Source organism: Microbacterium sp. Ag1 (genome assembly GCF_001005635.1).
Lineage (GTDB): Bacteria > Actinomycetota > Actinomycetes > Actinomycetales > Microbacteriaceae > Microbacterium > Microbacterium oxydans.
Genome location: NZ_LBCR01000029.1, coordinates 134,048 through 147,272, shown reverse-complemented (window position 1 = coordinate 147,272; position 13,225 = coordinate 134,048). Strand labels below are relative to the sequence as shown.

At 66.9% G+C, this 13,225-nt stretch carries 8 protein-coding genes; 4 read left to right on the top strand and 4 right to left on the bottom strand.

Annotation, left to right across the window (positions count from 1 at the left end):
- Positions 1-86: 86 nt before the first annotated feature.
- From AAY78_RS09560 to AAY78_RS09550, 3 genes are all read right to left on the bottom strand, one after another.
- Positions 87-2,540, bottom strand: a complete 2,454-nt coding sequence (locus AAY78_RS09560) for an FG-GAP-like repeat-containing protein (protein ID WP_082108640.1) — start codon at positions 2,538-2,540, stop codon at positions 87-89.
- Positions 2,541-2,618: 78 nt separating this feature from the next.
- Entirely contained in the window at positions 2,619-3,782 is a 1,164-nt protein-coding gene (locus AAY78_RS09555; RefSeq protein WP_046748060.1) for a hypothetical protein, read from the bottom strand.
- An 11-nt stretch (positions 3,783-3,793) separates the two neighbouring features.
- Positions 3,794-7,591, bottom strand: coding sequence for a putative toxin (locus AAY78_RS09550; protein ID WP_052748717.1), 3,798 nt, complete (start codon positions 7,589-7,591; stop codon positions 3,794-3,796).
- Positions 7,592-8,062: 471 nt separating this feature from the next.
- Here AAY78_RS09550 and AAY78_RS09545 point away from each other — a divergent pair, with 471 nt between their 5' ends.
- Positions 8,063-9,010, top strand: a complete 948-nt coding sequence (locus AAY78_RS09545) for a DMT family transporter (RefSeq protein WP_052748716.1) — start codon at positions 8,063-8,065, stop codon at positions 9,008-9,010.
- 59 nt (positions 9,011-9,069) lie between these two features.
- On the top strand, positions 9,070-9,765 hold the full coding sequence (locus AAY78_RS09540; RefSeq protein ID WP_046748059.1) for a Pr6Pr family membrane protein: 696 nt from the start codon (positions 9,070-9,072) through the stop codon (positions 9,763-9,765).
- 50 nt (positions 9,766-9,815) lie between these two features.
- On the opposite strand, the gene AAY78_RS09535 is transcribed toward AAY78_RS09540, so the two are convergent.
- Entirely contained in the window at positions 9,816-11,240 is a 1,425-nt protein-coding gene (locus AAY78_RS09535) for an NAD(P)-binding domain-containing protein (protein ID WP_269430556.1), read from the bottom strand.
- A 366-nt stretch (positions 11,241-11,606) separates the two neighbouring features.
- On the opposite strand from AAY78_RS09535, the gene AAY78_RS09530 reads away from it, so the two are divergent.
- Both AAY78_RS09530 and AAY78_RS09525 read left to right on the top strand, forming a co-directional pair.
- Complete coding sequence (locus tag AAY78_RS09530) at positions 11,607-11,900, top strand: hypothetical protein (protein ID WP_046748057.1); 294 nt, start codon at positions 11,607-11,609, stop codon at positions 11,898-11,900.
- Positions 11,901-12,235: 335 nt separating this feature from the next.
- Positions 12,236-13,201 carry an AAA family ATPase gene (locus AAY78_RS09525; protein ID WP_046748192.1) on the top strand — a complete coding sequence of 322 codons (966 nt, stop codon included), beginning with the start codon at positions 12,236-12,238 and terminating at the stop codon, positions 13,199-13,201.
- Positions 13,202-13,225 lie beyond the last annotated feature (24 nt).

The following is a 13,225-nucleotide window of genomic DNA, read 5'->3' as shown; positions in this document are numbered from 1 at the left end:
GAGAAGCCGGGTAACCCGGGTGGTGGTGGCCCCTGTCATCCGCACTTGACAGGCCCGCGGCCGGATCAATTGAGAGCAATGCGGGCTCAGCTGAACAGGCGGAGCGAGGTCCACCCATTGCCCACGCGTGAGGAGGCTCCGAACCCGGAGATGCCGAGCCCGGGGTACAGGTACAGTCCGCCGTCGCCCGTTCGCCCGAAGAGATCGGCCTTTCCGTCTACGCCGTAGTCGACGCCTCCGGTGATGGCCGTGATGTTGTTCCACCCGTTGCCCACCTGCGGACCACCCGCGAGCGTCACGTTGTTGCCCGGGTAGATACGAAGCAGTCCGGTCGTCGTCGTTGCGAGGATGTCGCCCTTGCCGTCACCGGTCCAGTCGCCGGCGAGGACCCTGGAGATCCCTCCCCAGTCGTGACCGATCTTCATCTTGGCGCCGAATGTCCCGTTCCCGTTCCCGGGGTAGGCGTAGAGGTGGCCGTCGGACTCGCGAGCGACGAGGTCGGCCTTCTTGTCGCCGTTGAAGTCGATCCCACCCGTGATCAGGCCCTTCGTGTCCCACCCGCGGGCGGCGAGCGCCTTCGTCGGGAAGCCCAGCGCACCATCACCCTGGTAGTACCAGAGCGTGCCGTCGGTGTTGACGACCATCATGTCGCCCTTGCCGTCCCCGTTGTAGTCGCCGTGGATGATGGTCTTGGCCGACGCCCACCCGGAGCTGACGGACGTCTGGGTGGTCCAGCCACCATTGCCGTTGCCGTGGTAGATGTACAGCGCGTTGGACGAGGTGATGCCGATCACATCGGCCTTGCCGTCGCTGTTCAGATCGAACGACGGCTTCACCGGCGTGAGCGGCACACCGTGGTACTCGAAGTGGTTGTGGGTGCAGTCCTCTTCGGTCTGCGCCCAGCCGTTCGGAACCGTGAGCGCCGGGCGGCACGCCACCTGACCGATTCCCGCCGGCGCCGGCAGCGCGGTGAACATGGCGGCCGCCAGAGCCTGGTCCTGAGCGGTGTTGCCGGTCGCCGCGACGCCGTTCACCACGCTGATGTCGACGGCGTGACCACCGCTGTTCTTCGCGTGGTAGCTCGTGGCCGACGGTGTCGCCGTGGTGCAGTACTCGTTGAGAGCGGAGATCGTGATCGTGAAGTTCTGATCGACGACGACCTTCTTCAAGGCTGCGAGGATGACGGGGTCGATCGTGCAGTCGCGAATCTGTCCGCCGATCAGGTGGCCGCGCTTGAAGCCGTCGGCATACGCCTGGATCTGAGCGAGCGCCTCCGTTCCGCTCACGCGTCCGGTGGCCACGATCTGCTGCGCAAGCGCCTGATCCGCAGCGGCGACGGGGGTCGTGTCGAGGCCCTTCTGGACCGTGGCAGCCACCCATCCGGCGATCACGTCGCCACGGGTCGCGATGCTCGAAGCGGTGCCCGCAGGGATGCCGGAGCCGTAGCAACCGGTCTGCGTCGACTGGGAGGCGACAGCGACGAGCATGTCGGTTCCATCGACGTTGCGGACGCCGGGGGCGCCGCCATCGCCGAGGCAGAGCGAAGCGCCGGATGCCGCAGCCGTTACGGTTGCCGCCCCGACGGCCGTCACCGGGTAGGTGTTCGTGCGGGACGCCAGCGGCACCCAAACGGAGTCCGTGCGACCGAACCCGGTGAAGGCCAGGTCCTGACCGGCGGCCGGAGCGGTCGTGGCGATCGGCATCGGGGCGATGTCATCGACCGCGGTCTCCAGCTTGGCCAGAACGGCGTCCTGACCATTGCCAGCGGGCTCCACATGCGTAACCTTCACGCCCAGATCCCCGGTCCCGCTCGCGGTCTTGTCGTTCGCGACGTCCGGACCGAACAGCACACGTGCTGGAGCTGCCGGTGCCCCCGCGGCAAGCGTCGCCGGGTCGGCCGCGAAACAGCTCGCTGCCGTGAGCACCCACGAGCGATCCACGAGCGTTCCGGTGCAGGACCCGAGCCCCGTGCGGATCTTCGTGATCGCGGTCCGCGGATGCGTGGTCGTGGTCGCCGGGACATCCACGGCCGGGTCGGCCTGCACCTCGACCGCCACGATCGTCGACTGACCCGTCAGGCCCGTATCAACGCTGCGACGCCCACCCGCCGGAACCGGGATCTCCGTCTCCGGACCACCCGCCACGGAATAGGTCACGTCCATCGGCTGCTTACCAGCCTTCACGCCGAACGACGCCGCGATCTCGAGGTTCAACACCGCCGGACGGAACACCGTCTCGAAGCACACCTTCGCGCGCTTTCCCGACTTCTCGAACTCCACCTCGATCAGCCCGGCCGCGACGGGAACCGGGACCGGACACGTCACCACCCGCAACCCACCGTTGCCGTCCTTCAGAACGATCCCGGCCGCCGCGCCCACCGCGGCCCCATCCGGATACGCACCCGACTCCACGAGATACCCCGGAGCATCATCCGCCACCGCCGCCGACACCGGAACCGACACCAGCAACGCCGACACCAATGCCGCCGCCACCCCCACGGCCACACCACGACCCCGACGGGGAACTTTCAAAGAGAACATGCAATGCCTTTCAAGGGTCGGTGGCGCCTCGGGTCTGCGGTGATGCTCGATGCCCGCGAGAATTAGTCAGCGTGACGCCTATTGAGGAGGGCGCAGGGAAGCTGGCATCACCTTCGCCGGTACACGACCGCGGACACCGTTCGGGGTGTTTTCAAGTACGCCTCTGAGTTCCGATGGAACCCATTCGTCCCGCTTCAGGCTCCGCCGAATATCTTCCGCCTGCGCTGGTTCCTCGGACCACCTGTGGAGCACACCGCCTGCGAATTCCTCGACTCTTCCCTCCGTCAAGAACCGACGAACGAGTGGCGCGTACTCTGCGTCGTACCAGGTAATCCATTGCGGATCGGTGGGCAGACCGCCCCATTCGCCGTCGAAACCACGGGGCCTTGCCGTCGCGTATTTGCTGCTGTTCACCTCAGCGAATGCGAAGAAGCTCTCCGACGAACGCGCCATCTTCTCGATGAACGTGTGAACGTTGTCTACAGCTCCGGCCTTTTCGAGACCGTCGAGTTCGAAAACGGCAGATGCGCTCTGATAACCGGTGCGCGTGATGCTGGACCACGCTGAGATGCTCCCGGATAGTCCTTTGCCCGTCATCATCATTGCGCTCAGACGGCATTCCGCCCGATAGAGATCTCCGAACGCATCATCGCCATCCCGGGGTAGGCGGCCCTTCAAGGGCTCGCGGGGACCGAAGCGTACCGGCACGGCGGGCGGGAAGCTCTCTCGTGCGGACCGAAGGTAGTTGTCGGCCAGCGCCTTGGACCCCGGCGAATCCTCCATCCTCCGAAACCACTCGAGATGGACGTACAGCTTCGGTCCCGAAGAGCCACCTTTTGCCCGAGACTGCTGCGCGGGGACGTCATCCATCTGCGGATTCACGACGACACCATCGCTCTCGCGCGCAAGATTGGAGGCGTAGATGCGCGCGGCCGCCAGGTGGCGCGGATCGGGCTCCGCTCGGAAACTCTCTGCAGACTCGCTGACGTCGTACGGCACGTGGATGTTGTAGACCACAGCCACGCTCACTGTTTCGGCGACGCTGGCGGGAACGTCCTCTGAGTCGACCCCTGTCGGCCCCTCGAGCGTGAAAACAGGGCGGTCGAGTTCGTCGTGAGCGCTGATGCCCTTGGCTCCCCACCCCCGGTCACGCTGCACACGCACACCAGGGGACGATGCGATCTTTGCGAGCTCCCGCGGCGCGAGGCTCACTCTCGCGAACACATCCAGGTCGTATGACAAGTGAATGCTCCTTACTTGCACAAGGTCGGCAGTTTGTTATCGGACAGACTGCCTCCGACGGTATCCGGGAGGAATTTGACGGCGAAGGACATCTTGTCGTGTCCGTCGCACAGCATCTTGAGCAGTGGCGCTGTCAGATGCGTCTGAGAGTTCACAGTCAGCACGAACTCCGACCTGTTCGTCGCCTCGACCAATTTGATGTCATCGAGGATCTGGCTGCTCAAGTACTGGGTCTTCACGTTCTTGACCTCCATGATCGAAGTTGCCGTCACGTGGTCGGGAATCCGATTCTTCTTGAGGTCGAGATCCGGGAAGTCCGACCTGGTGAAGGTCGTCTTCTGGCTTTGGCTCGAGAACGGGATCCCCGCCGCTGTCTCGCCCTTCTGCCCCTTGATATGAGCGGGGTCCTTCGGGTCGTAGGTGGAATCGGTGGGTTTGAAGGGCCCGCAGTCTCTCGGCGCCGGCCCGGTGCATCCGCTCAGGACATCGTCGGCCTTGGTCTTGTTCTTCTTGAGAAGGCTGAAAGCGTCGCCGACCTTGTTGATGAAGCCGACGACCTTGTCGGCGAGCTTCATGATCAGCGGGATCGACTCGACGAGCTTGGCGAGCTTGCCCCAGGGCGCGAATCCGATGATCGCCATGAAGCACGCACCGACGTCTCCCTTGGTGACGCAGTCCATGATGTCTGTCACGCCGATGAGGTCGAGAAGGACCTTGCCCCCCTCCTGGATGATGAAGTTCAGCAGGGCATCAGGCTGTGTCAACGCGTGTGCGTCCTTCAGCCGCTGCACCTCCGCATCACCACCGAGCGCGTACGCGGCGTCGATCTGCGCCTGCGTGAGCTCCCCCTCCTTGCCCGCGGGAGGCGGGAAGTTGTTCGCGCCGTCTTCCGCGCGCTGCTTCGACGCCGCGATCTCGCGCGCCTCGGTCGCAGCCTTCACCGCAGCCTGCGCGTCCAGTCCGGCGTTCGTCGCCGAGGTGGCCGCACGGCTCGCCGCATCGTTGGCCCGTGATGCCGCCGCGCTGGCGGACTGCGCCGACGATGTCGCCTGCGCGGCGAACCCGTTGGCCTTCTTGGCGTCCGCTGTCGCAGCCGTCAGCGCCTGATGCGCTCGCTGCGACGACTGACGCGCCTCGTTCTCGGAAGCAGTCGCCTGGTTGGCTGAAGTAGCCGCCTGCGCAGCCCAGCCCTGCGCCTCCTGCGCATACTTCCGAGCCAGGTCGGCGCTGGCTTGTGCCTCGGCCGCCGCCTGCCGTGCCGTCGCTGCGGCCTTCTCGGCGAGCGCAGCTGCTTCCCGCGCTGCGGCCGCTTGCTGGTCGGCCAGATGCAGCATGCTCTGCATCTGCGCCACGTGAGCCGCAGTGTCGTTGTCGCGCTTGGCAGCTTCGTACTGGCCCTGCTCGAGGAACCTCTTCAGCGCCGCCTTGGAACCTTCGAGCGCGATGTTCGCGGCCGCCTGCACCTCGGGGCCACCCGACGTGCTGAGGGCGAAGGCCGCTGCACGCTGGTCGACCTCCAGTGCGTCGTACTGTCCTTCGGCGATGAACTTCGCGAGAACCGCGGGGTCGTCGGCGTCGAGCGCGCGGTTCGCCTCGCGCTGCATGGCCGGTCCACCTTCGGTGGCCAGCACGAATGCGATCTGCCGGTTCTCGAGGTCACGGATCTCGGGGAGCCGTTCGGTGAGGAATGCGGAGACATACTCCTCACCGTTCTCGAGGACGTCGTACGCCTCGCTCTGCAGCATGGTGTTGTCGCCGTCGTACAGCAGGGCCTTCGCTTCGTCCCACTGGTCCTGCTCGAGCGCGATGCGGTACCCGTTCTTGAAGAACTCGACGACGGCCTCATCGTTCCCGATGACAGCCTGCTCTGCTGCGGCGGCGATCCACGGGGTTCCCGACGTGATCAGAGCCAGCATCGCCGAACGCGCCTCCGGCAGCAGCTCCTGCAGGTTGGCATTCGGAGCCGTGATTTTCTTCAGGAACGCGCTGCTCTCCGCAACCGCTGCTGCGCCCTCCTTCTTCGCCTCGTCCTTGAGCTCCTTCTCCTCCGCTTCCTCTGCTGCGGCGATCTCCGCCTGTGCCAGTCCGAATTCCTCTTCAGCGGCAAGACGCTCCGCATCGGCCTTCCGCGCCAGGGTGAAGATGGTCTTCGCGAGTTCGACATCCTTCGTCGCGGCTTCCGCGGCAGCGGCCGCCTTCGCCGAAGATGCGGTCGCTCGTGCGGCTGCCCCCTGTGCGACGCCGGCCTGAGCTGCTGCCGTGTCCGCCTCGATCGCAGCAGCGTTCGCGTTGTCCGCTGCACGACCGGCCGCATCCCGCGCCTGCTGTGCGACAGCCGAAGTCTCGGCGGCAAGTCGATCAGTCCGCGCCGTCGCGGATGCGGCGCGGTTCTTCGCCGCGTTCGCCTTCGCCGCAGCTGCCCGTGCCTGCGCGGCAGCAGCCGACGACACTCCCGACGCCTGAGAGGCTTCCATCGCATACCCGGCCGCCTCGCCCGAGTAGCCTGCCGCGGCCCCTGCTGCCTGAGATGCACGGTTCGCCGCGTTCGTCGCGGTCTCCGCCTCGGCCGCGGCCCGCTTGGCCTTCGCTGCCTTGTCGGCGGCGTCGCGCGCCTTCTCCGCCTCGGCGCGCGCCGCGGCCGCCATGCCTGCCTGGCCCGCCGCATTCGCGGCCGCACCATCGGCGTTCGCAGCAGCACGGTTCGCCCGAGCCGCAGCCGAAGCGGCCGTTCCGGCCGCGCTCATCGACGCATTCATCGCCTGGTGCGCTGCGGCAGCTGCCTGCACAGCGAGATCGGCGGCATCGGCCGCCTGACGAGCGAGTCCCGCCGCTCTGCTCGCAGCAGCGCTCGCCTGCTCAGCGTTGCCCTGCGCGGCGGCGGCCTGCTGAGCAGCGCGCTGCGTCGCCTCCTTCGCGAGCTTGGCGGCGAGGACCGCCTGGGCGGAAGCGTTGTCGGCATTGCGACGCTCCTCCTGAGCGACCAGGTTCGCCGCGATCACCTGATTGGTCAGTTGGGCGATCGTCGCCGTCTCGGCGTCGCGCGCGCTGGCGACGAACTGCCCGTACCGCAGGAAGTCGGCGACGGCCTGCGTGTCCTCAGATCCATCCGGAAGAGTGGCGTCGAGCGCCGCCTCCGCCGCGGCGATCACACTGGGCGACCCGGTCGAGGCGAGCACGTAAGCCGCCGCCCGGTCATCGATGATCTTGGCGTCGTACTGACCGATCAGCAGGAACTGCGAGACGGCGCTCGGGTCGTCCGAATCCAGCGCCTTGTTGGCCTCTCGCTGGACTGTAGGCGTCCCGGTGTCGGCAAGCACGAACGTCGCCGAGCGGTCGTCGACCTCCCAGGCGTCCTTCCACCCCTCGGTGACGAACGCGCGAAGCTGATCGGGATTGTTGGCCGTGAGCGCGGACTCCGCCTGTTGGCGCACGGCCCGGCCACCCGCGAGGCTCAGTCGCAGAGCGATGAGGCGGTAGTCCTGCGCGATCGCCTCATGTTGCCCGGTGGTGATGAAGCTCTCGATGCTCTGCCCGCCCTTGAGCAGCGCCTGCCGCGCGGCCGCCTGCACGGCAGGCCCGCCGTCGGTGAACTGCGTGACCACTCCGGCGGCATCCGTCGAAGGCGTGAAGAGCCCTTCCGATGCGGCTACCTGCGTGCGCGCGGTCGCCGCGGCAGTCGCCGCGGACGCCTCGAGCGGCTGGAAGAGGCCCACAGCGACGACGGTCGTCATCAGCATCGCGGCGAACGCCAACGGGAGTCGCCGGACAGGCGCGAAACGCAGGCGCCGACGGTGAGATCTGGTCTTCATCGCGGGACTCTTCTCCAGGGGACACGACAGGGATCGAACCGCGTGGAGATCGCGAGCGCAGCGGTGACGGTGCCCCTCGGCGAGTCAGGGCGCACGCGCGCAAGCACGGCGGAACGCACGCAGACCACGACCTCGAACGGGACCGTCACGCTTCGACCGTGGGCTTGCGGCGGTACTCGCTCGGGACTCTATCCGTCGGCTGTGAGTGTTGTCTGTCCCCCGAACGGCCTACTTGACGCTGAGGTTTCCCTGTGAATCCCCGATTTCCGTCCCCATATGAGAACTTATGGATTTCAGATGACAGACGAAGTCGGGTGAAACTTTTTCTCCACTCGGATGAGGAACGTGAACGGCGCGCAACGATCTCCTGAATCAGCTCCCTCGCACGTGCGCGGTCGTCGTCCGAAATACGACGACGGCTGGCACTCGCGCGGCTCGCTCGATGTCGGACACCCCTGTCAGGATCGGAGGATGCCAGCAGCCGCATCCGGCGACCCCGAGATCACCTCCGACGGGATCCGCGCCGATACCGGAGCACCGAAGAAGCAGGGTGCGCTCGTCCTCATCGCCGCGCTCGTCACGGTCGTGCTGTGGGCGTCGGCGTTCATCGGCATCCGCGGAGCGGGTCCGCATTACGACCCGGGCGCTCTGGCGCTGCTCCGCATGGCCGTCGGCACGGCCGTGCTGACGATCATCGCGATCCGGCACGGCATCCGCATCCCCGCCCGACGCCACTGGCTGCTCATCGCGGTCTGGGGCATCGGCTGGTTCTGCGTCTACAACCTCGCGCTCAACAGCGCGGAACTGACCCTCGATGCGGGCACCGCTGCGATGGTCGTGAACCTCGCGCCCCTCATGGTCGTCGTCTTCAGCGGACTGTTCCTGCGTGAGGGATTCCCGAAGCCGCTCGTGATCGGCGCACCCATCGCCTTCCTCGGGGTCGTGCTCATCGGCATGAACTCCACCTCCAGCGCCGGCCCCGACATCACGGGACTCCTGCTCGCCCTCCTCGCGGCTGTCATGTACGCCGGCTGCACGCTCGTGCAGAAGCGTCTGCTCACCTCGGGCGTCGACGCCACCACCCTCACGTGGCTCGGCGCGGGGGTCGGCACCGTCGCACTGCTGCCCTGGACCGGCAACCTCATCGGCTCTCTCCAGACGGCACCGCTCGATGCGACGCTCTGGGTCGTCTACCTCGGCATCTTCCCCACGGCGATCGCCTTCACGACGTGGGCGTACGTTCTGCAGCGCAGCACTGCGGGGCAGACGTCGGCCACCACCTATGTCGTGCCGGCAATCGCGATCCTGATGTCGTGGGCGATCCTGGGTGAGGTGCCGACGCCGCTGATGTTTCTCGGCGGCGCGCTCTGTCTGCTGGGCGTGCTGATCACGCGTCTGCGGTGGCGGCGACGCGCCTGAGTCATCGCCCCCCACCGGCGCGGCCCGCGAGTGACGCTACAGTTTCGCTCGGAGGCGAAATGACGACCTGGTGGCCCTACGTACGACTGGCAGCATCGGTTCTGGCCGTGGCGGCGATCGTCGCCCAGCTGGTGCGCACTCTCGAGATCGCCCTCAGCTCGGAGACCGCGTGGGGCGCACACCTGCCCACGGTGTTCGTGAACTTCTTCAGCTTCTTCACGATCCTCTCCAACGTGCTGGCGGCCGTGGTCCTCGCCATCGGCGGCATCTGGGCTCTCGCGAACCGGAAGACCACGTCGGCCGAACCGCGGTGGCTGGCGGTGCTCCTGGTGTGCGCCAGCACCTACATGATCGTCACCGGCGTCGTCTACAACACGCTGCTGCGCGGGATCGAGCTGCCGCAGGGCTCGACCGTCCTCTGGTCGAACGAGGTGCTGCACGTGGTCATCCCGCTCATCATGCTCGTCGACCTGCTCTTCGCGCCTCGCCGTCGGGCGCTCGGCTGGAGTGCGGTCGGGATCGCCGCGGTCTTCCCGATCGTGTGGGTCGCCTACACGCTGATCCGGGCGAACCTCGTGATCGCGCCCGCGACAGGAAAGCACTGGTGGTATCCGTATCCGTTCCTCGATCCGCACCTCAACGGCGGCTACGGGGGCGTGGCGCTCTGGGTGCTGCTGATCGCGGCGATCATCATCGCCACCGCCGCCTTCGTGGTCTGGGTCGGCCGGTTTCGGGGCACGCGCGACACCGCGTGACGATGCCCCTCCCCTCCACAGACGGAGGGAAGGGGCATAGACCGAGAGGCTCAGACTGCGGCGAGCGCCTCGCGGTCATCATCACGCGGCTGACCGGCGATGATCCGTGTCGTCTCGGTGGCGTCCGGATCGACGTCGAGATAGCGCTCGAGCGAATCGTCGAGCTCTTCGAGCCACGGCGTGTGGTGCACGACGGCGATCGTGCCCGTCATGACCGACTCGTAAGTGCGGTCGCGATAGCCCATGATGTCTTCCTTCTTGTCGTGCTTCCACGCGAGGAAGATCTCCACGACCCGGTCGATGTCGAACTCCGGGTAGTCGGTGAGCTGGAGGAGATCACGGATGTAGTCGGCCTGGAAGCGGATCTCCGCCGCAGCCGAGTCGATGCGGTCGAAACGGGCGCGCCACTCGGCGATGGAGGCCGCGCGCTCCTGCTCGTCGGGCAGTTCGAGACGGCCGAGGATGAGGTCGCGCACGTACCAGGCCTGCACGTCGAACATGTTGAACGTGAACCACTGGTCCTGCGCGCCCAGGTAGGTCAGGCGCGGATTGCCCTGCCACACGACGCCCCGGTACAGGCCTTCCGGGTAGACGTTGTTGGGTGATGACAGGGCCAGGTCATCGGGCAGGAACGGGTACTTGTGCAGATATCCGGTGCACAGGATGACCGCATCGACGTGCTTCGAGGAGCCGTCCGCGAAGAACGCGGTACTGCCCTCGAGGCGTTCGAGGACCGGACGCTCCTCGATGCCTTCGGGCCAGTCGTATCCCATCGGTGCCGAACGGAAGCTCGCCGTGACCGAACGGGCACCCATCTTGAACGCCTGGCTGCCGATGTCCTCCGCCGAGTAGCTCGACCCGATCACGAGCACATCGCGATCTGCGAAGGCCTCTGCGCCTCGGAAGTCGTGGGCGTGGCTGATGTAGCCGGGGAAGGTCTCGATCCCGGGGAAGTCCGGCACATTCGGGAAGGAGAAGTGCCCGGTGGCCACGATGACGCGATCGAACTCCTCGACGTGCGACCGGCCGCTCGGCAGATCCTCACTGGTGAGCGTGAAGACCTCGCGCTCCTGGTCGAACTCGATCCAGCGCACCACGGTCTGGAAGCGGATCAGCTCCCGCACATCGCTCTTCTCCAGGCGTCCGGCGATGTAGTCCCACAGCACGGGGCGCGGCGGGTACGAGGAGATGGGACGGCCGAAGTGCTCGTCGAAGCTGTAGTCGGCGAATTCCAAAGCCTCCTTCGGGCCGTTCGACCACAGGTTGCGGTACATGCTCGAATGCACGGGTTCCCCGAACTCATCGAGCCCTGTGCGCCAGGTGTAGTTCCACTGTCCGCCCCAGTCGGCCTGCTTCTCGAAGCAGACCAGCTCGGGGATCTCCGCCCCCGCGCGGGCTGCGGATTCGAAGGCCCGCAGCTGTGCCATGCCCGAGGGGCCGGCGCCGATGATCGCTACTCGTTCTCTGTTCGTCACGTATCGTCCTCACACTTGCGTCATGTATCGATGAGCGGCCGCATCCGAGCGAGGAACAGGTCTGTCCCGGTGGGAGCGGAAAGCTCGACCGACCCGGAAAGCGGCTGCTCTTCGACGTTAGCAGGGCCGGTGATCGGGCCCCGGCGGGGGATCCCGCGCGATGACGCAGGGCGGGGAGCCCGGATCCGCCCCCGGGGTCCGAGCTCCCCGCGCCGCTCGAACTGCTGTTCCTCGACCGCCGCTCGCAGTAGCCGTATCTGCGAGGAACGGCCGCCTCTCCTCCGCCGGGAGATCATCCGCTGGATGTACGACGTCGGCACTCAGGGCCGATGCCCTGTGTTGCGGCCCCGTCCTAGCGTGGAAGACATGTCAACCACCGTCTCCCCTTCAGCCCTGTCCGCCCCTGCGACCTCGACCGCGAAGGGGACAGTCAGTCTCGTTCTCGGGATCTGCTCTCTCTTCGCCGGCTGGACCTTCTTCGCGCCGGTCATCGGACTCATCTTCGGCATCCTCTCGCTGCGTCACGAGCCGCAGGCACGCACCAGGGCCGGCTGGGGAGTCGCCCTCAACGCGATCGCCATGAGCCTCTGGGTCATCACGCTCGTCGTCGTCCTCGCATTCGGAGGGGTCGCGGCCGTCGCGACGATGTTCGGCCAGTGACGTCCGCCGCATGCATGACGCTTCGACGGATGCAGGAGGTCTGCACGACGAAACCTCCTGCATCCGCGATCGGTTCATGCAGGTGAGCGGAGCGTGATCGTCAGACCACACACAGCCGGCCGCTCCGTCGTTGCGATTACGCTGGTCCGCGGGGGACGGCCGCGACACGGGTCCCCGAACGAGGGAGCCTACCGATGACCGAGTCCTCCACACCGGACCTGCGGACGATCGCCGCACCGCCGCCTCCGCCCGGCCCCGCGCAGACGCACCCGCCGACAGCTCCCGCCGCGCCCACCAACACCGCACCCACCAACACCGCGCCCACGGACGCCGAGATGGCCAGGGCCTCCGAGGTGCTGCGAGTCATCTCGACCTCGTACTCCGCGAAGATGGTCGGCCAGGACCGTCTGCGCACCAGCCTGCTCGTCGCCCTCATCGCCGGCGGCCACATTCTGCTCGAGAGCGTGCCGGGACTCGCCAAGACCACCGCGGCGAGCACCCTCGCCGACACCGTGAAGGCGCAGTTCAAGCGCATCCAGTGCACCCCCGACCTGCTGCCGAGCGACATCACGGGCAACCAGATCTACGATGCGGCGACCGGCTCGTTCCGCACGGTGCTCGGCCCCGTGCATGCGAACTTCGTGCTGCTCGACGAGATCAACCGCTCCAGCGCCAAGACGCAGAGCGCCATGCTCGAGGCGATGCAGGAGCATCAGACCACGATCGGCGGAGAGATCCACCACCTGCCCAAGCCGTTCCTGGTGATCGCGACGCAGAACCCGATCGAGCAGGAGGGCACGTATGAGCTGCCCGAGGCGCAGATGGACCGCTTCCTGCTCAAGGAGATCGTCGAGTACCCGAGCCCCACCGAGGAGCTCGAGGTGCTCAGCCGCATCGACTCCGGCGTGCTCGACCCCGACCGGCACGTGACCAGCGCCGTCAGCCTCGACGACGTGCACCTGCTGCAGGATGTCGCGAGCCGCATCTACGTCGACCCCGCGATCCGCAACTACATCGTGTCGATCGCCTACGTCACCCGCAATCCCGCGCCGTACATCGGCGAGGAGCGCGCCCGCTTCATCAAGTACGGCGCGAGTCCGCGCGCGAGCATCGCCTTCCTGCAGGCCTCCCGTGCGCTGGCCCTCCTCAAGGGACGCGCGCACGTGCTGCCCGAAGACATCCGCGAACTGCGGCACCTGATCCTCCGGCACCGCGTGCTGCTGACGTTCGAGGCCGACGCCGAGGGCATCCGCAGCGAGGAGATCATCGACCAGATCTTCGCCTCGGTCCCGACCCCCTGACCCGGCGCCTCGGGACTCATCGCC